General features: G+C 51.0%; 20 protein-coding genes. 3 read left to right on the forward strand and 17 right to left on the reverse strand.

Going from position 1 to position 25,539, the window contains the following annotated elements:
* Positions 1-42: 42 nt before the first annotated feature.
* The 13 genes from ACFQZT_RS13835 to ACFQZT_RS13895 all read right to left on the reverse strand — a co-directional run bounded on the left by ACFQZT_RS13835 (position 43) and on the right by ACFQZT_RS13895 (position 17,773).
* Positions 43-2,415, reverse strand: coding sequence for an S-layer homology domain-containing protein (locus ACFQZT_RS13835; protein WP_379300724.1), 2,373 nt, complete (start codon positions 2,413-2,415; stop codon positions 43-45).
* 213 nt (positions 2,416-2,628) lie between these two features.
* On the reverse strand, positions 2,629-3,756 hold the full coding sequence (locus ACFQZT_RS13840) for a glycoside hydrolase family 88 protein (protein WP_379300726.1): 1,128 nt from the start codon (positions 3,754-3,756) through the stop codon (positions 2,629-2,631).
* 560 nt (positions 3,757-4,316) lie between these two features.
* A complete protein-coding gene (locus ACFQZT_RS13845) occupies positions 4,317-6,215 on the reverse strand; it encodes a heparinase II/III family protein (RefSeq protein ID WP_379300727.1) in 1,899 nt (632 codons plus the stop codon).
* Between the two features lie 3 nt (positions 6,216-6,218).
* Entirely contained in the window at positions 6,219-8,240 is a 2,022-nt protein-coding gene (locus ACFQZT_RS13850; protein ID WP_379300777.1) for a beta-galactosidase, read from the reverse strand.
* Between the two features lie 69 nt (positions 8,241-8,309).
* Positions 8,310-9,689, reverse strand: coding sequence for an ABC transporter substrate-binding protein (locus ACFQZT_RS13855; protein WP_379300729.1), 1,380 nt, complete (start codon positions 9,687-9,689; stop codon positions 8,310-8,312).
* A 112-nt stretch (positions 9,690-9,801) separates the two neighbouring features.
* On the reverse strand, positions 9,802-11,424 hold the full coding sequence (locus tag ACFQZT_RS13860) for a response regulator transcription factor (protein WP_379300731.1): 1,623 nt from the start codon (positions 11,422-11,424) through the stop codon (positions 9,802-9,804).
* A complete protein-coding gene (locus tag ACFQZT_RS13865) occupies positions 11,417-12,868 on the reverse strand; it encodes a cache domain-containing sensor histidine kinase (RefSeq protein ID WP_379300733.1) in 1,452 nt (483 codons plus the stop codon). The genes ACFQZT_RS13860 and ACFQZT_RS13865 overlap by 8 nt, the downstream gene beginning before the upstream one ends.
* On the reverse strand, positions 12,822-13,247 hold the full coding sequence (locus tag ACFQZT_RS13870) for a hypothetical protein (RefSeq protein WP_379300735.1): 426 nt from the start codon (positions 13,245-13,247) through the stop codon (positions 12,822-12,824). The genes ACFQZT_RS13865 and ACFQZT_RS13870 overlap by 47 nt, the downstream gene beginning before the upstream one ends.
* A 122-nt stretch (positions 13,248-13,369) precedes the next feature.
* Positions 13,370-14,203: a carbohydrate ABC transporter permease gene (locus tag ACFQZT_RS13875; RefSeq protein WP_379300737.1), complete on the reverse strand. Its 834-nt coding sequence runs from the start codon at positions 14,201-14,203 to the stop codon at positions 13,370-13,372.
* Between the two features lie 15 nt (positions 14,204-14,218).
* The gene (locus ACFQZT_RS13880; RefSeq protein WP_379300739.1) at positions 14,219-15,151 is read right to left on the reverse strand and encodes a carbohydrate ABC transporter permease; all 933 of its coding nucleotides are present in this window, start codon (positions 15,149-15,151) and stop codon (positions 14,219-14,221) included.
* 175 nt (positions 15,152-15,326) lie between these two features.
* Positions 15,327-16,355: an NADH:flavin oxidoreductase/NADH oxidase gene (locus ACFQZT_RS13885; RefSeq protein ID WP_379300741.1), complete on the reverse strand. Its 1,029-nt coding sequence runs from the start codon at positions 16,353-16,355 to the stop codon at positions 15,327-15,329.
* A 45-nt stretch (positions 16,356-16,400) separates the two neighbouring features.
* Positions 16,401-17,120 carry a 3-ketoacyl-ACP reductase gene (locus ACFQZT_RS13890; RefSeq protein ID WP_379300743.1) on the reverse strand — a complete coding sequence of 240 codons (720 nt, stop codon included), beginning with the start codon at positions 17,118-17,120 and terminating at the stop codon, positions 16,401-16,403.
* Positions 17,121-17,350: 230 nt separating this feature from the next.
* On the reverse strand, positions 17,351-17,773 hold the full coding sequence (locus tag ACFQZT_RS13895) for a cupin domain-containing protein (RefSeq protein ID WP_379300745.1): 423 nt from the start codon (positions 17,771-17,773) through the stop codon (positions 17,351-17,353).
* Between the two features lie 339 nt (positions 17,774-18,112).
* Here ACFQZT_RS13895 and ACFQZT_RS13900 point away from each other — a divergent pair, with 339 nt between their 5' ends.
* Positions 18,113-19,153, forward strand: coding sequence for an LLM class flavin-dependent oxidoreductase (locus ACFQZT_RS13900; protein ID WP_379300747.1), 1,041 nt, complete (start codon positions 18,113-18,115; stop codon positions 19,151-19,153).
* Positions 19,154-19,222: 69 nt separating this feature from the next.
* Positions 19,223-20,434: an MFS transporter gene (locus tag ACFQZT_RS13905; RefSeq protein ID WP_379300749.1), complete on the forward strand. Its 1,212-nt coding sequence runs from the start codon at positions 19,223-19,225 to the stop codon at positions 20,432-20,434.
* Between the two features lie 581 nt (positions 20,435-21,015).
* On the opposite strand, the gene ACFQZT_RS13910 is transcribed toward ACFQZT_RS13905, so the two are convergent.
* The 3 genes from ACFQZT_RS13910 to ACFQZT_RS13920 are packed head-to-tail and all read right to left on the reverse strand — an operon-like array spanning position 21,016 to position 23,884.
* On the reverse strand, positions 21,016-21,891 hold the full coding sequence (locus ACFQZT_RS13910; RefSeq protein WP_379300751.1) for a sugar phosphate isomerase/epimerase family protein: 876 nt from the start codon (positions 21,889-21,891) through the stop codon (positions 21,016-21,018).
* Positions 21,892-21,932: 41 nt separating this feature from the next.
* Entirely contained in the window at positions 21,933-22,790 is an 858-nt protein-coding gene (locus ACFQZT_RS13915) for a sugar phosphate isomerase/epimerase family protein (RefSeq protein WP_379300779.1), read from the reverse strand.
* 29 nt (positions 22,791-22,819) lie between these two features.
* Positions 22,820-23,884 (reverse strand): Gfo/Idh/MocA family protein, encoded by a 1,065-nt coding sequence (locus ACFQZT_RS13920; RefSeq protein ID WP_379300753.1) that lies wholly within the window; start codon positions 23,882-23,884, stop codon positions 22,820-22,822.
* A 94-nt stretch (positions 23,885-23,978) separates the two neighbouring features.
* Between ACFQZT_RS13920 and ACFQZT_RS13925 the strand changes: the two genes are divergently transcribed.
* Positions 23,979-24,833 carry an AraC family transcriptional regulator gene (locus ACFQZT_RS13925; RefSeq protein ID WP_379300755.1) on the forward strand — a complete coding sequence of 285 codons (855 nt, stop codon included), beginning with the start codon at positions 23,979-23,981 and terminating at the stop codon, positions 24,831-24,833.
* Between the two features lie 73 nt (positions 24,834-24,906).
* Here ACFQZT_RS13925 and ACFQZT_RS13930 read toward each other — a convergent pair whose 3' ends face one another.
* Positions 24,907-25,521 carry a flavin reductase family protein gene (locus ACFQZT_RS13930; RefSeq protein WP_379300757.1) on the reverse strand — a complete coding sequence of 205 codons (615 nt, stop codon included), beginning with the start codon at positions 25,519-25,521 and terminating at the stop codon, positions 24,907-24,909.
* Between the last annotated feature and the right edge of the window lie 18 nt (positions 25,522-25,539).

A 25,539-nucleotide genomic window follows, 5' to 3' on the forward strand; every position in this document is an offset into this window, starting at 1 on the left:
AAAAACCCCTCCGGTCTAGTGTACCGAAGGGGGATCCTGCTTCTAATTGATGAATTGTAAGAACTGCATCATTCTTTTTAGCATCGATGCACTTTGCGCACGAGTAGCATTCTCTTTGGCTGCAAAGGTTGTATCTGACGTACCCTCAATGATGTTAGCGCCAAGGGCTTGAGCGGCTGCATCTTTAGCCCACCCGGCGATTGTGGATTGATCATTGAATTTATTGAGTGCTGCCGTATTTGCTTTGGCATCTTTTCCAGCAAATTTGATCGCTCTTTGAATCATTGCGACCATTTGCTCTCTGGTAATATTAGCATTAGGCTTAAACGTTCCGTCCTCATATCCCGTAATGAACCCGGCTTTTTGAGCGGTTCCTACAGCTCCTGCATACCAGTCCGTTGCTTTCACATCGGTGAAAGAAGAGCCTCCGTTTACTTCAAGAAGACCTAGCGCGCGAACGAGCAAAGCCGCAAATTCTGCCCGGGTGATCTGCTTATCCGGTGCAAAAGAGTTCGATGTCACACCATCAACAACAAGCTTGTTCGCAAGCAATTCCACGTCTGCTTTTGCCCAGTGTTTTTGCAAATCTGCAAAAGTTTTGTCCGATTGAATCGCTGTATAAACGCTGTTATGCGGTGAATGAATGGTTACTTCCGTTGAGCCGCCGTTCGTTGTAAAGGTCGACGGTATAAAATGCATCTTGTTGTTCGCGTCCACCCACACTGCGGTAGATTTATTGAAATCTGCAGATGATGTTAACGACAACGTACGATCTAAGTATTTTCCGTTGAAATCTGTTACTTCCTTGTCTCCATAGGTAACTTTAAAATCAATAGCGTTAGTGACAAGCTGCTTCGAGCCTTGCTTTTGAGCTGCAGAGTTTACGTCATCGCTTGATTTACCGGACAATTTAGTAATCGTCACTGTAACGATTGAATCTTTTGGCAGATTCTTGATGACATCTGCGGGGAGACTGTAGCTGGCACCATCTACTTTGACTTGTACGATTGCATTTGGAGATTTGCTTGCTGTATCTAAAAGAGCATTGCTTGGAAGTTCTACTTTAACAATGGGATCGGTACTGCTTATTCCTAAGGTAATGACTTTATTTTGTCCCAAAGCGAAAGCGGATGTTAATTTATCGGCATCGACAACTACTTTTGTAGAAGGTTGGCCATCTGTAGAAGTTTCATGCGTAACTTTAGTATCTACATCAACACCATGGATTTTGATGGTTGTGGTTGGCGCTGTTGAGCCGCCGCCTGATCCCGTGGAATGACTAGGAGGATCAGTGCGTTTTACGATAAGAGCAAAAGGTTTATCTTCACTGGCATTGTTTTTGTATACCCTTGCTGTCACGGTTACATTTGCGTCACCGCTGTCATAGCTTGGACGGTTAACTTCACCTGTAGTTGAAACAACGGACGTATTGCTGCTGCTCCACGAGATGGACGTGCCATTCGCTCCTGAGGTTGGCAGTGTAACATTATTCGTTACTTTGGATGCATCATCTCCGGAAGCATACTCGATATTGAGGGACGCTATGTCGGCTGCAACAGCTTTTTGCGCAGCGGTATCCAGTAATAAATTAGGACCAGAGTATAATTCCAATGGGATTGAAGAAATATCTGAAGTATTAGATTGAATGTCGAAAGTTACAAAACCGTTCTCTGTATGGCTTGAATAACCCTCTTTTACTGTGTCTGTTCTTGTATAAATCGGTGACGAATTGAATGGTCCCTTAATCGTAGCGTCAGTTGGATCTATATTAAAAAATGTTACATCCTTAGAGGAATGGGCAAATACTTCCGTATTTCCATCTACCAAGGTACCGGCAGCAGTATAAACAGCGAATGTTACACTGGTATAACCCTCATGGTTAACATCCTTCGATGGCTGGTCCTGTAAAACTGCATATGAAGCTGGCGCTGATGGTTTTTTCGATGTCGTACTAATTCCACCGCCGCCAGGAATAATGTTAATTGGTAAACTGCCGGGCATAGCAGGAATAGTATTGGATATGGGATTAACCCCTATAAAGGGAGTGTTTACCAAATTGGTATTAATTGTATAATTATAGACGGAAACAGTGTAAGAATTAGGACCATTACCAGGACCGTAGCCATGATCCGGTACCCAGCTGATGTCACCGTCTTTTAAATAGGCACCTACGATCGTTCTATCAGAATATGTATCAATCGTTACGCTAGATTTACCAGCTAGATTAGATTCCGTTGACGTTGATGTCGTACTGTCTGAATATCGAACATAAACTTGATCGGTGCTGCCTAAAGCTTGACCAAAAGTGAAATTCACTTTAGACACATTATTTGCTACACACCCGCTTAACATCATCATCAAAACAAAAGTCAAACCTGCTAACCAAACAAACTTTCTACTTTTAAGCCAATACATAATCCACATCCTTTTTTGTTTTCACTATCAAATACTGTCTCATCTCAATTTCCTATATGTAATACGAACTAATTATAGTTCTTTCGAACTAAAAATGAAACAAATAATTGAAAATAATGTCGATTAATATCATACGAAAAGAGGCTGCTTCTGAAGTAGATAAATCTACTTCAGAAGCAGCCCCGTAGGAAACAAATTTGACCTTGACTCTTCCTACCAAAAAAGCTCACCATGCCCCAACAAACGGGGCAGGCCTTCCACAAAATAATAGTCGCCGTAAATCAGCGGTACGTCGATGTTCTTGCCTTCCGGGTAATGGCTTGTCCCGTGCAAGATCAAGCCCTCTTCGGTCTCAGAGTCCCACGCGCCGTAGCACGTGTACAGCGAATGCAGGATGCGCTCTCCCGCCCGGCGGTAGAGCGCCGATTCCTGCCCGCTCACCTGCTCGGCGAGCAGCAGCAGCCCGCAGGCGGCGCATGCGCCTGCGGAGGAATCGCGGTATGCCGGGATTCCTTCCGGCAGACGGAAATCCCAATGCGGGACGGCGTCGTCCGGCAAATTGGCCATGAAGAAATGCGCTGCGCGCTTGGCGGCATGCAAATAACGTTCATCACCTGTGTGATGATGGCTCAGGGCCATGCCGTAGATCGCCCACGCGGTGCCGCGCGACCAAGCGGACGCTGGGGCGAAGCCCTGTCCGCCGTTCACTTCGAGCTTCTCTCCGGTGTGCGGGTCAAAGATCACGATATGGTTCACGGAGCCATCCGGACGGATGAAATGCTCCAGCGCCATATCGGCGTGCCGAACGGCGACGTGCTTGTAGCGCGGGTCTCCGGTCACCTTGGAGGCCCAATGCAACAGCGGCAGGTTCATCATGCAATCGATGATGGCCCAGCCGGCATTGTTTTCTCCTTCGCGCCATGGGTTCCAGGCGCGGATGTAATTGCCCTGCACGTTGAACCGTGCAGCCAGCAGGTTCGCCGCGAGCAAGCCGCGGCGTTTGGAGTCTTCCGCGCCGAGCAGCTTGTAGCGCGCTACGCTCGTCAGCGTCCACATGAAGCCGATGTCGTGGTCCAGCTTATCGTAGTCGGCGATAACCTGATCGAGCTGCCACTCACAGGATTCCGCCAGTTGCTTCAGCCTCTCATCCTTCGTCTCCCGATACAAGAGCCACAGCAGCCCCGGCCAAAAACCGGCCGTCCACCAAGAGGCAGGCTCTAGCTTGTAGGTTCCATCCACACTCGCATGTGGAAAGCCGTCGCCGATCCGTTGACTAGTTCTTCCCACTTTCGCAACGGTCTTTTGCCACGCTTGCTGCGCCCAATTTTGCTCGATGTTCATCTCTGCCACTTCCTATCCGTTTATATGAGAGAAATTATACTTCCTTACCCTTCCATCAGCCGAATAAAGAACAAGGGTCTTTATTAGCGAACGTTTGAGACGCATGTTTGGTGGAAATTGGGCTAAAATATGGCTCGAAAGAACAAAGTTCCTTCTTTTAAGAACGTTATTCTTTAATTATGGAAACCCGTTCTCTATCCGATCTTTTTCGTGTATCCCTCACACTTTTAGCGTCTCTAGAGTTCTTTATTAGAGACCAATTGACGCTAATGAAGAAGTCTCCAGGAAGGACTCCCTTAAGCAATAACTAGATCATAAAACTCTTGCTCGGAGAGTAGCCACTCTGCATCACATGTGTTCGACCCCCAGCTCGGAGCAGCCATACGCATTACATATACCCAACACCCTGCTCAGAGCAGCCATTCTGCATCACATGTACTCAGCACCCCTGCTCAGAGAGCAGCCATTCCGCTTCACTGAACTCCCCTCGCCCGGAGAGCTACCATTCTGCATCAGGTGAACTTTTCCCGCCAATTAGAAGGTTTAACAGTATAAGAAACTTATCTTTCAAGTGAAAATACCAGCTCTACAGTTTGCGTTTGCCCGTCTTTCGGCAACTGTCTCAAGCTGAAATCCAACGCATAACACTCCACATGTCGGCCGAAATGGTCTATGTGCATCAAAGGCTCCGCCTGCCAATCCAGCTTGTTCGGATCAAAAGTGATGTACAGCACCGCAGGCGAATCCGTACCTTTAATCTGGATGCACCCATCCTCAGCCTGCTCAGGTTGATGCCAGCTCATAAAACGCTCCCTAATGGCAACCGGCGTTTCGGAAAATTGAAAACGATCTATAAGCTCTAAAGTAGGAAGCGCCTTTTTGTTCCATGTGAAACGTCTTTGCAAGCTTTGAAGAGTTATATCCGCATAAGCGCTGGAAAACTCGATATGAAACACATCTCGCTCGTCGGTAGAGCTGTATTCAATGAGTTCGGCTCGAGCACCGGCTCCCGATTGCTGGTACTGGCCGTTAATCACAGGAACTGAGTGTCCTTGTGCGCCGTTACATAAAATATCGTAGCGCCCCGCGCCAAAGTAATCGCGCGTGTATTGGCCGCTGCCCAAATCCGTCAGCAGCGCCTCGCCGCCTGCAAAAACAATAAATTGCCCGATATCGTTATGATTGTGCGGCTCATCGTTATGCCCACCCTTGGCGGCGAATACATAGGCGCCTTCGCCATCAGCGCTCACCTGTCGGGAAACAAGCCATTGCGCATCCGGCAAATAGTAGGTGGCGGAAGTCCAACCCGCCCCGCTTCCCTCATCGCCGCCCAGCCATATCAAATTGCGCAAAGCCGGCGCCCACCGGCTGCAATGATCTTCGCTGAATGCCGCGCGCAGCGAGGTTTCCGGCATGTCCATCTCCGGGTATAGCCGCTTCAGATAGCTGCTGAGCCCCATAAAAATGCCCGCATCCCCGAGAGAATCGGAAAAATTCACCACGCGTTTGCCGTCCATGAAGCATTTTTGCTGAAACAAGGCGATCTCCCGCACCTTGTCGTCGGCGAACCCATCCACCGCGCCACCTGTGCGGCGCTTGATCAAATCGGCAGCGTAGACGAAGAAGCCGAACCCGTACTGCCAGTACATGTACCCTTCGGTACATGCACCGTCCGCCTCGAAGCCGCGCAAATAGGAGGCCAGCGCGGGGAAGGCTCGCCCCAGCACTGCGGCGAGCTCATCATCATCGCGCAGCGTGTAAATCGCTGCAGCGGCAATCGAGCCGGCGCAGACGGAGGCCCAGTTGTGCGTCGCGGTCTCCCAACCAAAGGGAGGCTGCGTCGCAAAAGGCCGCAGTACGCGGCGCAGCACTTCGTCTTGCACGCGCGCCCGCAGCAGCGGGGGCAACGCATCTCCGTGAAGCGCTGCGATTTCGCTTAGCGCGAACGCGGTCTCCGCCGCGAACAAATCGATCGTCAGCAGCGCCTCAGACGCCCCCTCCAGCAACGGGCCCTCGAACGCCGTTTCCTTCATTTCCGGTCCATGAAGAAGATGCGCGGGTAAGCACCACGTATACTCATCGAGAATTGACCAGATCGTTTCCCGCAATGCTTCAGCGTAAGCCCCCTGCTCAGGGGCCAACCAAGCCATCATTCCGAAAGTTGTTAACCGCTTCCTTCTACGGAAATAGACCTTCTCGTACTCGCTGCGCGAACCCGTCTCCGCAAAAAGCCGGAAAAGCGAGTAGGTAAGCTCCGGCATGCTTTCCTGAAGCAATAGCTCGGCTTCTTTACGAATCTCTTCGACCAAAGGCTGGTTCACAGCAGAGTCCAACAGCTCCTTTCGAACCTGCTCCGCATTGGAATCGCCAAACAGCAGCTCCGTAGGACTGAGCTTCACCTCAGACAGCTTGAGCCGAAGCTCAGCTGCAGTTAAAGCTACATTCATCGCCACGTTCATGCCTCACACCTCTTCCAGAATTAGAACCCCATATGCCTCCACTTCCACGGCTGAAACACCAGTAAACTCTCTTTTGCTCAAAAGGTCGCGATACGCTCCATCCATATACACGTTAGCTTTACTTTTATTATGGTTAAGAACAAAAGTAAACGTCCGCCCGGCCTTATGGCGCTGGGTCAGCTCAACTCCGCTATCGGCGCGGAAAGGGGCAGCCAACCCGCTCTGTTCGCAAAGCGTCCGGCACAGATCCGCGACGAACCGCTCCTCCGCGTCAGCGGCCACATAGTACGCCTTGCCTTCGCCAAATGCGTTCTCTGTCAGCGCCGGCATGCCGGCATAAAAATCGTCGCCATATACGGCCAGTGGCTTCGCACTCTCCACGTGCAGCAAGTCGCATAGCAATCCGCACTCGTACTCGCCTTTTACGAACCCGAAGCCATCCGCCTCCATGACGATGCGGTTCTTCATCTCCGGCGGCAAGCTATCAATCTCCTCGACCCACACGCCTAGCAGGTCACGAAGTTCTCCAGGGTATCCGCCCAACGTGACGAGATCGTTCTCATTCACGATGCCGCTGAAGAAAGTAGTTACAAATGTACCGCCCGCGCGCACAAAAGATTTAACCCGTTCCGCGACGCCAGGCTTCAACATGTAAAACACAGGAGCAACAACGATTTCATACCCCGACAAATCACTAAGCGGACTAATCACATCGACGCCAACGTTCTGATCATAGAACGCTTTGTAATACTTCTGCGCCTGCTTCGCGTAATCCAGGTCAACACTAGGGCCACTTGTGATTTCCACCGCGTTCCACGTGTCGATATCAAACAACAGCGCGACCTTGGACTCCAGCCGGGAATCAAGCAGCGTATCCCCCAGCTCCTTCAGCTCTGCACCGAGCTGTGCGCACTCGCGGAATACGCGCGTATCCTCGTGGCCGACATGCTCGATCACCGCGCCGTGGTACTTCTCGCAAGCTCCGAATGAACGCCGGAGCTGGAAGAACATGACCGTGTCGGCGCCATGCGCCACGGCTTGATAGCTCCAAAGCCGCATTACGCCCGGGCGCTTTAAACTGTTGTAAGGCTGCCAATTCTGCTGGCTCGGCGTCTGCTCCATCAACATGAACGGCTGCCCGTTTTTGAGGCCGCGCATGTAATCGTGACGCAGCGCGACGTTGCTCATCGGCTCGTTCATCTGCGGGTAGCTGTCCCACGAGACCACGTCCATGCGCTGCCCCCATTTTTGCAGATCCAGGCCATTAAACAGGCCCCAAATGTTCGTTGTCACCGGAACGTCCGGCGTGACCTGCTTAACTGCATCGTATTCGCCTTGGTAACAGGCAAGAATCGAGTCGGACATAAATCTTTTATAATCCAGCGTCATACTCTGGAAGCAGCGGTTATCGCCATTGAGATTTGTCGGCGGCACGATGTCTTCCCACTCGTAGACGGTATGCCCCCAAAAACTCATGTTCCACTGCTTATTTAATTCTTCAATCGTTCCATATTTTTCCTTCAACCATACACGGAATTGTGCTGCACATTGCTCGCAATAGCAATGAGAACCATACTCGTTCCCGATATGCCAAATGAGAAGTGCGGGATGATTGCGATAGCGCTCAGCCAGCTTGGCAGCCAGCCTCACCGAGAACTCTCTATACACCGTACTGTTCGGGCAAAAATTAACCCGCGATCCGTGCGTTCGTTTGCGCCCGTCGATGTCTACCGGCAGCACGTCCGGATATTTGCGCGACATCCAGGCCGGCTGTGCCGCCGTCGAGGTAGCCAGGCAGGCATAGATCCCATTTGCTGCGATTAAATCAAGGATTTTATCCAGCCATTCGAACGTATACACATCCTCCGACGGCTGCAGCTTAGCCCAACTGAACACGGGCAGCGTTACGACGTTGATGCCCGCTTTTTGAAACAGCTCCATATCTTCATGCCAAATCTGCTCCGGCCATTGATCCGGATTATAATCGCCGCCATACCAGATGGTCGGAAGCTTCGTATTGATCATGCTCATTCCTGCTTTCTCCTGCATCGAGAAATAGAGAGAACCGGAGTCCTCTCTATTCCCTTGACTTATTTATTTTTTGCTGGCGTCAATAAGCTTCTGAGCCCGCTCTTGCGTATTTTTAATCATCGTATCCAGGTTTTCTTTATCGAGAATCAGCTTCTCATACTCTTCATTGATGACTTTGTACACGTCCGCTTGGTAAGATGTCGGAGGTACGAGCTTGGATGCTTTGGCATTCATGAGCACGGCGATCAGCGATTCTTTGTCGACTTTCTCAGGGTTTTTGGTGCCTTTTAGAATCGTATCCACAATCGTTGCCAGTTGATCATTCTTCACCTTGGACCAAGATGGTACATATTTGCCTTGAACAAGCATGCCGTCAGTCGTCAGGTAACGCACGAAGTTGTAGGCTTCTTGCGGATGTTTCGCTTTCGCGGAAACCGCGTAGAAGTCCGTTGTCACCATGGAGTAGCCGCCTTGATCGGATGCGCTGTTTTTCGGGAATGGAGCGACAGCAACATTGAAGTTAAGCGGATATTGATCCGTGCCGCCGATTTCGGAGTTCATCCAGCTGCCGATCACGACCATGCTCGCGCTTTGGTTGAAGAACTGCGGACGGTAGTTCAATTTTTGAGAAATCATATCTGCGTAAGGCGTAGAAGATTTATCGACCTTTTCCATGTTATAACGCATTTCGATGGACTTGCGGAACAGCGGGCTGTCCAGGTTGGACGAACCGTCCGTTTTCAAATAATCTGCGCCATCAGCCTGATTCGCCATTTGCAGACGGGCAAACTCTAACCAACCTCCGCCTTGTGGACCGTGGAAATACGTGCCGTAACGTTTGGTTGGGCCATCACCTTTGGTCAGCTTTTTCGCGTAGTCTTGGAATTGATCCCAAGTCCATTCTTTCGGAACTTCCAGACCGGCCTCTTTCAAATGATCTTTATTCAAAAGCACGTACCAAGGGTTGAACTTGCCTGGAAGGGCATAGTATTTCCCGTTCAGCTGCGTATCCACTTTATATTCTTCAGGCTCTTTAAAGCCTTCTTTATTGATAAAATCGTCCAGAGGGGCCACCATGCCAAGCGCAACGCGCTGGGAGTACATACCCGCTTCACTGAACATCATAACGTCCATATCTTCACCGGATGCTGCGGAAAGATCCAGCTTTTTCGCATATTCCTGCGTGTCGCCTTTTTCGCTCAGGTTAATGAGATCGACCTTGACATTCGGGTATTTTTCTTGGAAGCCTGCAATGATTTTGCTCCAGTTCTGCTGCGATTCGCTGCCATAAGCGTGAAATTTGATTGTAACCGGATTTTTCGCCGCCGCAGTGCCTGCAGGTGCTCCCGTAGCCGCCGCATCAGGCTTTGCGCCTCCGCAACCGGCCAGCAAACCGACGGTTACCGCTCCGCAAACGAGTCCTGTGAGTAGTCTTCTTTTCATATATGCCCCTCCGTTTTTCGTTTTCTAAAACGCTTTCTTGATGAACAACCTCATTATAGCAAGAGGTCCAAACGAAAGGATGACGCGATCTTGACCACTATCGACGTTATTTTTACTTTTCCTTGGATTCCGAAGACCCGCGATATTCGAGCGGCGTGACGCCTGCGACGGTTTTGAACATTTTGATGAAATAGCTGTGGTTGTCATAGCCTAAGGACTCGCAGATCTTGGCGACGGACATATTCGTCTGGTCCAAAAGCTCCTTCGCCCGTTCCACTTTCATGCGTGATACGTACTCGATGAACGTCTCTCCGGTCTCCTTTTTAAACAAGCGGCTGAAATAACTAGGGTTCAAAAAGAGCTGCTCGGCCACTTCATCCAGAGAGATTTTCTTCGTCAAATGGAGGGAGACATACTGGCAGGCATCCAGCACTTCAGGCCGCTTGCTCAGCACCTTCACTTCTTCCGCAACGACAAAGAATGACGTGAAAAAATGAACCATCCACTCGCCCATTTCCTCCAGCGTATCCATGTCGAGCAGTTCCCTGTGCAGAATTTCAACGGAAAAATGATTCCTGAACAGCCGCATGCTCTTCAGCTTCAGCTTCAAGTCCAGCACAAGCTTCAGAATCCAATCCTTGACTGTCTCGGGCGGAAAACGATGCTCGCTCAGGTAAGAAGTCCAGTAACTGATCATAGGCTGCACCTTATCCGGGTTGCCCTCGATTAGCATCTCCCGCAAGGCGCTGACCGCCTCATCGTAGACTGCAAACAGATCCTTTTGCGAGTATGTAAGGAGCTCTTTTTTCACAATTGATTTCGCTTTCATATAAAAACGCTGTCCGTAAGCACCCAGGATTTCGTTCAGTTCATATTTAATCTCAGAAGGATGCGAACAAATGCGGCCGATCATAAACGAGATTCGGATTTTGAGCGTCTTCTCCACCATCGTTTGCAGCTTCGCAAGCAGCGGAACGGCCTTATCGTAAGGATTCGTCTTGATCCCACTGACGGATGGAATGAAGATAAACGAGCGCAGCACGTCATAGGCAAAATGAACCGCCCCCGGCTCCTCGCTCCGCAGCACCTCCTCCATGATGTTGTTGAGCGCAAAGCGCAGCACGTCATCGCTGACAAAGCGCTGTCTCGCCAGCCGCTGACTGTCGACGTAGCAGGCCACCGGCAGACAGCTGCGCCCCTTGAAGCCGAGCCCGAAAGACGCTGCTTCCTTCATCCAGGCATCTTCGCTTAGCATGGGCTCATGAATCGTCGCCCGCAGGAAGCTCTCCTTGTGATGCTCCCGGTTGCGGTCCACCAGTTGTCGAAGCTCGTTCTGTCGCGTCAGCGTGCTATTCTCCTCGTCCAGGCTTGTTCGGAACTGCTGCAGCAGCTTCTGCAGATCCTCAGGATCCAGCGTATCCTTGAGCAAATAATCCTGGACATTCAGCTTCATCGCTTGCTGCGCAAAATGAAACTCGCTGTGACAGGATAAAATCGCGATGCGAATACGCGGGTGCCTTTCTTTAAGCTCACGGATGAGCTCCAGTCCGTTCATGCGCGGCATCCCGATATCAGTCACGACGATATCCGGCATGTCCTGATTGGCGGCTTCGAGCGCCACAGCGCCGTTTTCGTACAGCCCCATCACTTCCATGCCAAGCTTATTCCACTCGATCGCGCCGGATAACAGCTCCAACACCGGGTAATCGTCATCAACCAGCATGACTTTATACATCTTCACGCACCCCCTCTTGCTCTTGCTTCTGCTTCGGGATGATCAGCGTAACCGCCGTTCCCACGCCTACTTCGCTATCGACCTGCATGCTGAACGCATCGCCGAACGTCATGCGCATCCGTTCATTCACATTTTGAAGTCCGATACTGGAGAAGCCCTTTTTCTTCTCGGGTTCTGTGAGCAGCATTTCATCCGTAAACATCGATAATTTGCCGCGTACCCGCGTTAGTGCCGCTGCATCCATCCCTTGTCCGCTGTCACGGATGCAAATCCGGATGTGATCGTCCTCGGAGTGGGCACGCAATTGAATCGTCCCCGCCTGCTGATTGAGCCCGTGAATAAGCGCGTTCTCAATGATAGGCTGAAGAAAAAACCGTGGAACTTGCTCCAGAAACACATCGCTATCGATATCAATTTCCAGAATGGCCTTCTCTTTTTGCCGCATATTCATTAATTTCATGTAGTCAATGACGGTATCCACCTCATCGTGCAGGGGAATGTTCCCTTGATCTTGGATCGTCATGCGAAGCAGCTTCGAGAGCGAAGCGATCATTTCCGCACTTTCCCGGTCGCCTTTGCCGAGCACTTTCATGCGGATGGAGTTGAGCACATTGAAGAGAAAATGCGGGTTGATCTGCGCTTGCAGCATATCCAGCTCGGCCTTCCGCTTGCGCGCCTGCGTCCGCGTTACTTCTATGATCATATCCGAGATGCGGTCAAGCATCTGGTCGAACGATTTGCCGAGCCGGCCGATCTCGTCTTGGCCGCGAATAGAGCTGCGCAAGTGCAGCTCTCCTTTTTGCACGGAAGTCGCGACTTTATCGAGCTTGACTAAAGGCTTCGTGAAGGTACGGATCGCCATCATGAGCAGCATAAAAAAGAAAATGAACGAGATCAATTGAAACGTAAATACATTCTCAAAAATCGAATTAATCGCTGAAACGGCGGTATTATACGGGATTAGTGAGACGAGCTTCCAGCCATTGACGGCAAGCACCCGCTGGGAAATCAAATAATTCTTCCCGTCGATCAGGACGATGCTATTATCGTCCTTCTTATTCAATTGTTTTAAATAAGGGAAATTCGTACCGATTTGATTCACGTCCGCATGGGAAAGTATCTGGTCATTGGCGTCGAGCAGCATGACTTCTTGCCCTTGGACCGCAGCCACTTCACGGAAATAGTCGCCGATCTGTCTTTCCATAATCGTCACGACGATAACGCCGGTTCGACTGCGGCTATCCAGCTGCCGGACGGCTGTGATTTGATAGGGACTTGTATCTTTATCCCGGCGAAATTCCGTCGGCGTGACGCCCACCCAGTACGAGTCAAGGCCTTGAAAAGCTTGCACCTTCGTGATCCATGGCTTGTTCGTCAAAAGCGCCGGGTCAAAATCATCATCCTTGCGGTAATTCATAAAATAAGTGCCATTGCTCAAAAGCACGGTTAAATAGCTCGGTTCCCCCGGCTGCCGTTACGCTTTCAATCTTGGTCATAATATCAGTTCGGGCTTTAAATTCTTCATAAGCGGGATTGGCAGTACCCCAGTCGCCGGATATAAACTGCTTGAACGTCTGGCCGATACCGGACTGCTCCACCTGGAAGTAATTCATCAGATACAGCATGTGCTTCAGCGTATTCGTCACATGTCCGTCCACCAGCTGCAGCGTCTGCTGCGCGTTCGATACGGCCTGATTTTTCACCGCGTCACGGGTCAAATAATTATAGACGACCAGCGTTACCAACGCCGGGATCAGAATGCATATAATGGAAGCGGCGGTAAGCTTGCCGCGAAAGGAAATCATAGTTAATTTGCTTTTCAACTGGGTTCAGCATCCCTTCTACCGCTCAATGATATGCCAAAAGAGGAAGAAACAACGTCTCCCTCTCTCTATCATTATATACGAATGCGCTTGCCGACAAAAATCGACATGCAGACCCTTTTTTAACCCTTAACCCCGCCAACCGCAATGCCTTCAATCACGCTTTTCTGTCCGATCAGGAAAATAATCAAGAGCGGAACAATCGCGGATACCGCACCGGCCATGATCAGGGAGTAAAATTCCCCGTTCAGGGAAGCAAACTTTTGCATCGCCAGCGGGATCGTGAACAGTTTATCGGTCCTTAGGAAAATCAGCGGATTTTGATAGTCATTCCACGTCCAGATGAAACGCAGAATCGCATAAGTGGCGACGGCCGGGCGGACGAGCGGAAAGGCAATTTTCCAAAAAATCGTCCAGTGGCCGGCTCCGTCGATTTTCGCCGATTCAATGAATTCGTTGTGAATGCCCATGAAAAATTGGCGCAGCATAAAGGTCCCGAGAACGCTGAAGCAGCCGAGAAAGATGAGGCCAAAGTGATTATCGAACAAGCCGATATTGCGGTACAAAATGAACTGCGGGATCAAAATCGCTTGAGGCGGCACCATGTAGGTGGCCAGTACGATCAGAAACAGCCATTTCCCGGCAGGAAAGTCGATTTTGGAAAACCCATAGGCGGCAAGGGCAGAAACCACGCACGAGATGGCCGTTGTAATGACGGAAACTTTAATCGAATTCCAATAGTAGAGATAAAAAGCCGCTTTTCCAAACCACACCGTCTTGTAGTTCGCGATCGCATTCCAATGCGTCGGAATCCATTCGATCGGATATTTAAACACGTCTGTTTCCACTTTGAAGGATGCCGATAACATCCAGAAAAAAGGCAGAAGGAACAATAGCGAAATGATGAACAGGACGATGGTCGTGATGAGTTTGGACAACTTGAGTGGTTCTTTCATTTGAATGCCTCCTTCTTAGTAATTGACCCATTTTTTCTGGCCGAACCATTGCAGGACGGTAATCACCAATACGATGGCGAACAGCACAACGGCCATGGAAGACGCATAGCCAACCCGAAGGTTAATGAAAGCCGTATCGTACAAGTCCCAAACGATCATGCTCGTCGAGTTTAGCGGACCGCCCGATGTGGTAACCGCAATCAGCTCGAACACTTTGAACGTTGAGATAATCCCTGTAACAAGCAGGAAGAACGATGTTGGCGACAAAATCGGAAATGTAATGCGGGTAAATCGAACCCAGGCGCCGGCGCCATCGATTTCGGCAGCTTCATAGAGATCTTTGGGAATCGATTGGAGGCCTGCCATATAAATAATCATGTTAAAGCCGATGGAAATCCATACCGATATCATCATGACCGATGAGAGCGCAAATAAAGGATCTGCCAGCCATTTCGGCGGATTGTGAATCCCGATGGACATCAGGAACTGATTGACAGGTCCGGCAGACGGGTGAAAGAGCACCATCCAGACAATGGCTACCGCAACGGTGCTGGAGATGTATGGCATGAAGTAAGCGACTTTGAAAAAACTTTTCCAGTACACATACTTATTAATTAGAATGGCTAGCACAAGAGAAATCATCATGTACACCGGAACCGTAATGAGAAAAATCAGGTTGTTGCTCAGTGACTTGATAAAAACCTCGTCCGTGAACAGTTTCGTAAAGTTAGCCGCGCCTACCCATTTTAGACCCTTCAAGCCTGCGACAAAATTCCAGTCGGCGAAACTAAGAACGAATGTCGCTATAATCGGGAGCAGCGTTAGAATGGTTACGCCGATGAGCATCGGGGAGACGAACAAAAAACCGGCCAGGCTTTCGTGTCGGCGCAGAGCCCCTTTTTTATGTCGAACCTTAGCTTCAGTAAGCGTTTGTGTTGTTGTATTCACGGCATCTTCACCTCATAATCGTGATGGTTGTGCGACTGTATGGACTCATTATAGAGAAATGGGGAGGGTGAACCATAACGTTATTTTGATTTTTCCGTCTCCTATTTTGACCACTTCCTCGAATTGCGGTACATGAAGAAGCCTCCCAGGACTCATCCTTGGGAGGCTTCTTGTATTAGTATGCGCGCGCGTATTGCTGCGGCGCATAATTTTGCTCGCTGCGCAGCGCTACCGCCGCATGCGTGGCCCAATACGGGTCGCGCAGCATGCCGCGTGCGACGGCCACCAAGTCGGCGTCTTCGCTGCCGACGACGGATTGCGCCAGCGCCGGGTCTTCCAGCATGCCGACGGCGATGACCGGGACGTCAAGCGCATCGCGGATTTGACGGGCAAAAGGCACCTGATAACCGGGATAATTGCCCGGTTTCCGCACACCGGCCGGGCCCTCGCCGCCGGAACTTACGTGGAAGGCATCCACGCCGGCTGCCCGGTACGCTTTGCTCAGCTCGATGGCGTGATCGATATCGTAGCCGCCGTCCGCGTATTCTACGGCGGAAATGCGAAAGATCAGCGGCATATCCGCGGGCATCTCCCGCTTCACCGCCTGAATGACCTCCACGCCGAATCGGGTGAGGTCTTTCCCGTACACATCTTCCCGCTTATTCGTTAGCGGGGATTGGAACTGATGGATCAAGTAGCCGTGCGCACCATGCAGCTCGATTGTGTCCACGCCGGCTTGAACGGCGCGGCGGGCAGCATCTCCGAACTGCCGCACGACTCCGGCCGCCTCTTCCGTCGTTAGCGCACGCGGCATTTTGTACGCCGATCCCGGATACGCGATGGCAGAAGGAGCCACAGGTACCGCAGCATCCTCGGCTTTGCGCCCGGCATGCGCGATTTGAATGCCGATCTTGGCTCCATGCTCATGCACACCATCGATGATTCGGGCAAAAGCCGGAATCTGCTCATCCGACCATAAGCCCAGATCTTGATCCGAGATGCGCCCATCCGGGTCTACATCCGTCATTTCCATGATGATTAGACCCGTTCCGCCGATTGCGCGGCTAAGATAATGGACATAATGCCACTGGTTGGGGCTTCCATCTTTCGCTGTCACTGAATACTGGCACATCGGTGCCATGACTATGCGATTTTTTAGCTGCAAACCTTTAAGCCGGTAAGAAGAAAATAATGAAGTAACCATGTTGCGCCCTCCAATGATGTCTGATTTATGCCTAACCTCTCTTGGTTATTGCGGATTGGTCGTCCAAATGCCCGCGTTTTTGATGAAAACGCGTTGAGGTAACCTCAATGCGGCCAGCACGAGCTCGGCCACATCCTCCGCCTGCATCATCCGGTCCTCTTCGCCGATGGGCAAGCCCGCATTCACCGCCAGCTCGGTGTTCACCGTGCTGGGCGTCAGCGCCGTTACGCGGATGTTCGATTTGCGAACCTCCTGCATTAGCGATTCTGTCATGCCCAAGACTGCGAACTTGGATGCGCAGTAAGCGGAGCCCGTCGCAAATCCGCGCTCTCCGGCTGTCGACGCGATATTGATAATATTCCCGCTGTTCTGCTCAATCATCACAGGCAATACGGCGCGGGTCACATAGTACGTGCCCATAAGATTCGTTTGAATAATTCGCTCCCAATCCTCCGAATCCATCTCGACCAGAGTGCCAAATTGAGCAATGCCGGCATTATTCAGCAATATATCGACCCTGCCCAATTCCTGCCACAACGCCTCAATGGCTTGCTGCACTTCATCTTTATCCGAAATATCCGCTGTAGTAATGTATACCTTTACGCCACACGTGCTCATTAACGCTTGCTGAAGGGATTCAAGATCTGCGCCGCTTCTGGAGATCAAGCCTAAGTGTACACCTGCTTTCGCAAGCGCGATTGCCGTCGCTTTGCCGATGCCTTTTCCTGCACCCGTGATGATTGCCGTTCTATTGTACAAATCCATTTGGATCTCTCCTATCGAATAAATCATAAGTTTAACCCTATCAGGATTCCCAATTTGAGCAAAGAACTACGCAAACTGATCAAAAAGCAGTCCATAACACGAAAATAGAGTGTTTGAGGAACTCGTAAGAATGCCCATCGGAAAGGGGCGCTATCTCCGATTGGAGGCAAAAAGACCGCAGAGTAATGCACACACTCTACGGCCTTCTTGTGTTTCCATTATTCGATTCCCTATTCCGGCCAGATCACCGGTTTATCCAGAATGACGCCATCAGTCATTACCCATTGGCGGAGACTGCCCTCTTGGACTTGAATAACGATGAAATATAAATCCCCAGTTCCGTTATTGCGGAGCGTGCGTTCGCCTTCAGGCCCTACGCGAACTGCCGTACCTTCCTTGACTTCAATAATCTGTCCATCCACTTGGAACTGACCGCGGCCACCAATGAAAAGGTATAGCTCCTCATTCTCGCGATGTTTGTGGTAGAACGGGACCGCCGCTCCCTCCGGCAGTTGGTTAAGAGAAACTTCCATACCCGTTAGTCCAAGCCTGTCTTTCAGAAAGTACTTGCCTGCAGCAGGACCCTCCGTCACACTCAGAAGACTTCCAAAAGAACCCGCTTCCACAACATTAAAGTTTGTTCCAATAACCACGATTTAACAACCCCTTCAGATCTTATTTTCTATTTAAGGCTAACATATAAATGGTGCTATCGTTTCTTCTCGATTGCTAATCTTGCCAATACCAAGTTACCCTTCCAATGAATTTTTCTTCTATATGCTGCATAACAAAAAACCGGTCCTATAATCCATATGCCATTAACGAATAAGCCTCTTGCGCACATGCTACTAAATAAGCATCGGCTTCATTTTACACTATAATAAAGTATACTAATTCACAAAAAAGTAAGTACTTGCTTCTCGGCAGATTAGGTCTATGATATACGAATAGGCACTCGTTTCAAACCGTCTAGGAATAGGAGGTTTTACCAAATGAATGATCATATAGCTACACATCAGCCACCCGTGGGGATCGGTGAGATTCCTATTTCGATATTAGACTTGGCTCCTGTCATAGTTGGCGGAACGCCGAAGGATTCGTTTCATCGTTCACTCGATTTGGCACAGCATGCCGAGAAATGGGGCTATCATCGGTTCTGGCTCGCCGAACACCATAATATGCCGGGTATTGCGAGCTCGGCCACTTCGTTAGTTATCGGCTATGTAGCGGGCGGCACCACCAAGATTCGCGTAGGCTCCGGCGGCATTATGCTGCCTAACCATGCGCCACTTGTCATTGCCGAACAGTTCGGAACGCTGGAGTCCATGTATCCCGGCCGGATCGATCTCGGCCTGGGCAGAGCACCCGGCTCCGATCAGCCCGCCGCCCGTGCGCTCCGCCGCGGTCTGGGGAGCGACGGGAATGACTTCCCCGAGATGCTCAGCGAGCTCCGCGGCTACTTCCATCCCGAACTGGGCTCGGGAGTGCCGGGCGTGCGCGCCATTCCGGGGGAAGGGCTGAACATCCCGATCTGGCTGCTCGGCTCGAGCGGTTTCAGTGCTCAATTGGCCGGTCAACTAGGCCTTCCTTTCGCATTTGCCAGCCACTTTGCCCCCGACTATTTGCTCCCTGCGCTAGAACTGTATCGCAGCCAGTTCCGTCCATCGGAAGCACTGGAGAAGCCTTATGCCATGGTCGGCCTCAACATCATTGCCGCCGATACGGATGAAGAAGCCCAGCGGTTGGCTACTTCACAGCAGCAGCAATTTCTCAACCTTGTGCGCGGACGCACCGGCCTGTTAAACCCTCCTGTTGACAGCATGGAGCCTCTTTGGACCGCTCAGGAAAAGGCGTACGTTCAAAAGATGCTGACCTACGCCATTGTCGGCAATAAAGACACGGTCCGGGAGAGGTTAAGCCAGATTTATCAGCAAACGCAAGCCGATGAATGGATCATAGCCGCTCCGATTTACGATCATGCAGCCCGCTTAAAATCGTATCAATTGGTTGCGGACATTGTAAAAGGGCAATAAACTTACCTAACGTGCGGAAGCACGTTAGGTTCTCATTTTTTTGATGATAGAAAGGTTGGTACCACCACCATGAACCCGTCTCAAACGCTACAAGGTCAGCAGAGTCAGCAAGGTCAACTTGCAACGAAAGATAAGCTGCCCGTATCGCTTTTTTCTTTAACGGCAGGCGCTTTTGCCATTGGCATGACCGAATTTGTCATTATGGGTATTTTGCCTAACGTCGCAACGGACCTGGGTGTTAGTATTTCGCAGGCCGGACAATTGATTACCAGCTATGCGCTGGGCGTTGCTTTCGGCGCTCCCATTCTCGCCATGCTCACCCACAGGCTGCCTCAAAAAAGCCTGCTTTGTCTTCTTATGGGTATCTTTATATTAGGTAATCTCCTTGCTGTCGTTGCGCCTAACTACGGGACCGTAATGGTCGCTCGTTTGATAACCGCATTGGCGCACGGTACTTTTTTCGGTGTCGGCTCCGTCATCGCCGCTAATCTGGTCCGGCCCGACAAACGGGCCGGGGCCGTATCCGTTATGATGGCAGGGCTGACCATTGCCAATATTATCGGCGTGCCGCTCGGTACATTTATCGGTCAGCATTTGGGATGGCGCGCCTCGTTCGGCTCAGTAGTTCTTATGGGCATTATTTCATTCATCGGTATCCTTATCTTTATTCCGCGCATTGAGCAGAAGACAGCGACCAGCTTGATTCAGCAAGTTCGTGCGCTGGCTCAGCCCAGACTGCTGCTTGTTCTGCTCATCGGCGCCCTTGGATGCAGCAGCCTGTTTGCTGTTTTCACCTACATTACGCCGATCCTGACCGATATCACCGGATTCTCCGAGAGCAGCGTGACCTGGATTCTCGTGCTCTTCGGTTTCGGTGTAACCCTTGGCAACATCCTCGGAGGCAAATTGGCGGACTGGAAGCTGATGCCTTCCTTGCTCGTTAATTTCACCGTCTTGGTGCTTATTCTCGCTCTTTTTGCCTTCACGGATCGCGTTCCTGTGGCAGCTGTCATCACCGTGTTCATCTGGGGCATAGCTTCATTCGGCATTTTGCCGGGCTTGCAGCTTCGCATCATGAACTTGGCCAAAGAAGCCCCGGAGCTAGCCGCTACCTCTACCCATTCGGCCTTGAATCTGGGCAATGCAAGCGGCGCTTTCCTTGGAGGCTGGGCCATCACGCACATCGGCCTGAACTCCTTGCCATTGATAGGCTCGCTCCTGACTGCGGGCGGATTGTTGCTGCTGGCTATCAGCTATGGATACGAGCGCAAAAAGAAGTAACCGTGAAAAACCCCCTGTGGCTGCGCATCAGCGCCTCAGGGGGTTGTTTTATTTTGCCGTGCCCGATTCGTTACACTGGCTGCCATCGTCTATAGGGCCTTACTCTCATTGGACATTGTCCAGTATTTTTATGGTCAAGCGTATCGTCGTTGGATGCAGATTGGAGTTTGTACAATGAAATCATCCCAGAATAGTTGGCATCGAGTGATAACGGCAGTTTTGATGGATAATTTCCAATAGAACGTCATTAGACCAGCTCAAAATAAGAGTTCTGCTGTATATTTTCCAACAGTCAGGGTCCTCCCTAACGTTCTTTTTGCGTGCAAATCCATACATTTGCGAATTAGGAGGGATATTGGATATGGCATCTGCCCACTTCTAATCAGTAACGATGAAAATCATCATTACGGGCTCGATTCCATTTTCTCTTACGTCTGTAACAATGCAAAACATCGCTATTGCTTCGCTTTGACTCACCATACTGCCTTTTTCTACTCTGTAACGATGGAAAACATCGCTATTCACTCGTTTCCATTGCCTTTGAAAGCGCAGAGCTCTGTCTAGACGAAAAGTCGCCCACATTACTTATATTGATTGATAAAAGCGATAGCTTTCGCGATGTCTACTTCCGGCTGTTCGCCGACTTCCCGTTCAATCGTGAGGTAACCGGTGTAGCCGATATCCGTCAAAGCCTGAAAATAACGGGAGAAATCGACATGCCCGTCGCCTAAGGCCAGCTCGCGATATGTAGGACCCGATGCTGCGGCTTCGGCAATCCGCTCGTGGCTCATAGGTTCATAGCCAAGCGCTCCGTATACCTCGCGCGGATCGACCTGACGCAACCGGATGCCGTCCTTCACATGCGTATGAACGATATAATCCTTCAAGGTGTATACGCCTTGAACTGGATCATCACCGGTTACCATTACCATGTTGGCCGGGTCAAAATTGACGGAAACGCCGTCCGTGCTGAGCGAGTCGAGGAACTGCTTCAGATGTACAGCCGTTTCCGGTCCGGTTTCGACCGCGAAGTAAGCGCCCATGCTCTTCGCATATACCCCGAGCTCCTCACAAGCGCGCTGCATCGAATCGTAAACTCGATCGTTCACATCGTTAGGGACAACGCCGATATGCGTCGTTACGACCTTCGTGCCGAGCTCCACGGCTAGATCGAGGATACGCTTGGACTTTTCAATCTTCAGGGGATTTGCCTGCTTTTCTTGAAAGCCGTGGCCACCAAGGTCACCGCATAGCGCAGAGATTTGAAGCCCGAGTGAATCGATATAAGCTTTGAGCTCCTTACGTGCCGTCGGTGACAAATTGGCCGGGTCCATCTCGCCTTTGACTGCATAGATTTGCACCCCGTCCGCACCTAGTTCCTTCGACTTCTTAAGTCCTTCGTGCAAGTCCAGACGCAAGCTGTCGACCATAATTCCGATAGGATTCACGATTTTCATCTTTTAAGTAACGCCTCCTTGTTATAGAAATGGGCGGGGCCTTAAACCTCGCTCCACAGTCTTCTGAGGTTGTCCAGTCCGATTTTCGTGCCGCTTTTGCATTCTTCCATGCCTTCGAATTCGAGCGATATGCAGCCGTCATAGCCGGAGCTTTTGACCACGCGCAGCACTTCCCTTATATCGATATCCCCATGACCGGCGATGGCGCCGCGCAGGTAGTTGCCGCTGGTCGTCGTGAACCAGCCTTCGCCAGGATTCTGATAAGACGGACGGCGATAAAAATCTTTCACATGCACCATGGAAGCGATCGGCAAGTTATTTTTCACAGCTGCAACCGGATCTTCGTCCACGCAAAGGAAATTGCCGATATCCAGCGTCGTCCGGAAGTTCGGCCGATCAACGGCTCGAACGAGTGCCTGCACCCTGTCGCTGGCCTGCACGAAATACCCGTGATTCTCGACACTGGTCACGATGCCGTATTGCGCCGCATGGTCGGCGATTTGCCGGCAGGCCACCGCCAAGCGATCCAACTCCCTGTGGAAGCTATGGATCGAAGTATCTTTGCTGTGCGCTACGTCATGACGCATCCGCTTAACGCCCAGTCTTGCCGCAAGATCGACCTCTTCCTTCACGCGCGCAATTTCTTGCAAGTAAGCTTCTTCCGTCTCGGTCGCAAAATTCGCCCCAATGGCGTAGTTCGATACCTCGAGTCCCCGCGACTGCGCCTTCTCGCGAATCGCATCGGCCACCTCAGGCTTGCCCGCCAGCTCGAAGCCAAGCGGTACGATCTCTACATGCTCGCCGCCCTGATCGGCGATCCAATCGATCACGCCCAGAATATCCATTTCCCCAGACTGTAACGCACGATATAAACTATATGAACTAACGCCAAGTTTCATCCTCATCGTCCTCGATTCCTTGAAATGAGTTACAGCTGGATCTCGATCCCTTTAGCCGCCGATTCATAAATACCGCACAGCATTTTCATCATAGCCAGCCCGTCTTCCACCGGACTAATCGGCTCCGCTCCCGATCGACAGCAGGATACGAAATGGTTGACCTCGTTGTAGAAAGCCTCGTGGATGTTCAGCGACTTATGGTCCGTCTGCGGTGCGATATTCAAGATCGTATCATGCTTCTCGGTCACGAAAGTGAGCTCAGGTTCCAGCTCGACGCCGCCTTTATCGCCGAACAACCTCACGGAAATCTCATCCTTCTTCGCATGAAGCGTGAAGCTGACGTCCACGAGCAGGGAAGCCCCGTTCTCGAATCGGATCAAAGCATTAGCCATATCCTCAACGCCATTCACCGTCGGATCGTAATCGGCAGCTTTATAAAAGGACAAGTTGCGGATATGCGCGCGATTGCCCAGCTTTTTGTACGTGTTGCCGCTAACGGACACCGGCTTAGGCCGCCCCATCATATACCAGCAAAGGTCGATGACATGAACGCCAATATCGATCAAAGGACCGCCCCCGGAACGTTCCGGATCGGCGAACCAGCCGCCCGGATTCCCGAGCCTGCGAATGCAGGAAGCCTTTGCATAATAGACGTCTCCAAGCTCCCCGTTGTTTATAAACCGCTTAACTAGCTGGGCATTCGCATCATAGCGGCGCACAAAGCCGACCTGCAGCGTCTTGCCGGTTTCGCGAACGACATCCTGAATATGAAGCGCTTCCTCAACGGTACGGCACAGCGGCTTCTCAACCAGCACATGCTTGCCGGCGCGTAATGCAGCTATGCTAATCTCTGCATGGGTATTGTTCCACGTGCAAATGCTAACCGCTTCAAGCTCCGGATTGGCCAAAAGCTCTCTATAATCCGTGTATACATGCGGAATCCCGTACTGCTTCGCCTTGTCCTCCGCCCGTGTTCGATTCATGTCGCAAATAGCGAATAGCTCCGCTTCTTCGACTTTTTGATAGCCCTGCAGATGCAGGTCGGAAATCGATCCCAAACCGATGATGCCAATTTTCGTTTTCTTTACGCTCATGAATGTCCCAGCCTCCTAGTCATGATTGCGATCTTACCTGTTCGCATTATACAATCAGAATAACATGACCACTCTAGGAGGTAGAATGCTCGTCATGACCACCTACATGGACTATACGATCAGTTCCAAACCGATCCGCATTATTGACCGGACGACCGATAAAAGCAAACAAAATGTGAAATCCCTATCGATCATCACCGTCGGCCATCTGCCGAATCGCAAGCTGTACAGGCGCAAGACGGTTTTTCAGCACTATGCGGTTGTCTATATTGCCGGGGGGACCGGCACCTATCGGGTCAATGGCGGAGAAAAGCAAGCCATCAGCAAAGGCAGCTTCTTCCTCTTCTTCCCCGGCGCTACTTTCGATTATGGGCCTGCCCAGGACGAAACGTGGGATGAATTTTATTTCACGCTCGAAGGAACGCGAGTCGCGGAATGGCTGGATTCGTGGCTTACCGAGCCGGACCGGGTCCGGCAGGTCAATGCCGGCGACGCGCAGCAAAGCAAAATCGACCGCATCTTCGCGCTGATGGAAAGCGGCGATCCCGTCAATCTGGATCGAGCCGCCCTATTGCTGGAATCGCTGCTGTACGAGCTCGTGCTGAGCAGTCAGCCTCGGACCCAGATGCTGACGGCGGACCCGATGGCCAAGCTCCTGGATGACATCTCCGCATTGATCGACCAGCCGTTCGATGCAGATGAAATATGCGAACGACATCATATTTCTTTATCCACGCTGCGCCGTATGATTCACAAGGCTACCGGCTATTCGCTTCACGAATACGTACACCGCCTGAAGATCTCAGAAGCTAAGAACATGCTGCTCAACACTCATCAATCCGTGAAAGAAACCGCGGTTTCTCTCGGGTTTAAGGACGTTTTCTACTTTTCGCGTTTGTTCAAAAAATTCGTAGGCGTCTCGCCCCAGCATTACCGTTCGAATATCTAAAAAAACAACAAAGAGCCTTTATCACCACAATGTGGTATAAGGGCTCTTTGTTCACTGCTTATTGTTCTGATGGTTACTCAGGACGATCTATAGCAAAAACCTCACCTAACCTGGCATAGTAGTTACCCGCCAACCGGCTGACGGGCTTGAGCCCGGCCGGATCGATATGGCCGCCGCTGTCATACAAAGATTCGGCGATGTGAAATTGTACGACCCGTCCGATTAGGAGATCGGTTGCAGGGGAGCCGTCCGTTCCACCCAGCGGTATTGCTTGATCGAGGACGCATTCCATCCGGATGCTCGCCTCTGCGATGCCGGGAACTGCGATCTTGTCGCTCGCAACGGCGGTGAGTCCGGCATGGCTGACTTCACTTGCATCAGGCGGCAGATTCGCAGCGGTTTGATTGATTTCATGAATGTAGGATTCATCGGAGATGTGAACGACGAAGGCGCCGGTTTCTATTGCGTTCCTCGACGTATCTTTAAGCTGCCCCTGCTTCCTCTGGACCGAAATCGCGACCATCGGAGGATTAGCCGTAACAATCGTAAAGTAACTATAGGGTGCTGCGTTTATTACCCCATCCTTAGAGAGCGTCGTCACAAAAGCAATCGGTCTAGGGATAATGCTCCCTATCAACAGCTTATAATTATCCCGCTCGCTTTGGCTTGTAGGATCTATCGAGATCATAGAACGCTCTCCTCTCCG

The sequence above is a fragment of the Paenibacillus sp. GCM10027628 genome (assembly GCF_042676385.1).
In the GTDB taxonomy this organism is placed as follows: Bacteria; Bacillota; Bacilli; order Paenibacillales; family NBRC-103111; genus Paenibacillus_E.

Excerpts from the sequence above, each read along its gene's own strand:
- ACFQZT_RS13835 (WP_379300724.1), bottom strand. The coding sequence starts at position 2,415 with ATGTATTGGCTTAAAAGTAGAAAGTTTGTTTGGTTAGCAGGTTTGACT.
- ACFQZT_RS13840 (WP_379300726.1), bottom strand. The coding sequence starts at position 3,756 with ATGAACATCGAGCAAAATTGGGCGCAGCAAGCGTGGCAAAAGACCGTT.
- ACFQZT_RS13845 (WP_379300727.1), bottom strand. The coding sequence starts at position 6,215 with ATGAACGTGGCGATGAATGTAGCTTTAACTGCAGCTGAGCTTCGGCTC.
- ACFQZT_RS13850 (WP_379300777.1), bottom strand. The coding sequence starts at position 8,240 with ATGATCAATACGAAGCTTCCGACCATCTGGTATGGCGGCGATTATAAT.
- ACFQZT_RS13855 (WP_379300729.1), bottom strand. The coding sequence starts at position 9,689 with ATGAAAAGAAGACTACTCACAGGACTCGTTTGCGGAGCGGTAACCGTC.
- ACFQZT_RS13860 (WP_379300731.1), bottom strand. The coding sequence starts at position 11,424 with ATGTATAAAGTCATGCTGGTTGATGACGATTACCCGGTGTTGGAGCTG.
- ACFQZT_RS13875 (WP_379300737.1), bottom strand. The coding sequence starts at position 14,203 with ATGAAAGAACCACTCAAGTTGTCCAAACTCATCACGACCATCGTCCTG.
- ACFQZT_RS13885 (WP_379300741.1), bottom strand. The coding sequence starts at position 16,355 with ATGGTTACTTCATTATTTTCTTCTTACCGGCTTAAAGGTTTGCAGCTA.
- ACFQZT_RS13890 (WP_379300743.1), bottom strand. The coding sequence starts at position 17,120 with ATGGATTTGTACAATAGAACGGCAATCATCACGGGTGCAGGAAAAGGC.
- ACFQZT_RS13900 (WP_379300747.1), top strand. The coding sequence starts at position 18,113 with ATGAATGATCATATAGCTACACATCAGCCACCCGTGGGGATCGGTGAG.
- ACFQZT_RS13905 (WP_379300749.1), top strand. The coding sequence starts at position 19,223 with ATGAACCCGTCTCAAACGCTACAAGGTCAGCAGAGTCAGCAAGGTCAA.
- ACFQZT_RS13910 (WP_379300751.1), bottom strand. The coding sequence starts at position 21,891 with ATGAAAATCGTGAATCCTATCGGAATTATGGTCGACAGCTTGCGTCTG.
- ACFQZT_RS13915 (WP_379300779.1), bottom strand. The coding sequence starts at position 22,790 with ATGAAACTTGGCGTTAGTTCATATAGTTTATATCGTGCGTTACAGTCT.
- ACFQZT_RS13920 (WP_379300753.1), bottom strand. The coding sequence starts at position 23,884 with ATGAGCGTAAAGAAAACGAAAATTGGCATCATCGGTTTGGGATCGATT.
- ACFQZT_RS13925 (WP_379300755.1), top strand. The coding sequence starts at position 23,979 with ATGACCACCTACATGGACTATACGATCAGTTCCAAACCGATCCGCATT.
- ACFQZT_RS13930 (WP_379300757.1), bottom strand. The coding sequence starts at position 25,521 with ATGATCTCGATAGATCCTACAAGCCAAAGCGAGCGGGATAATTATAAG.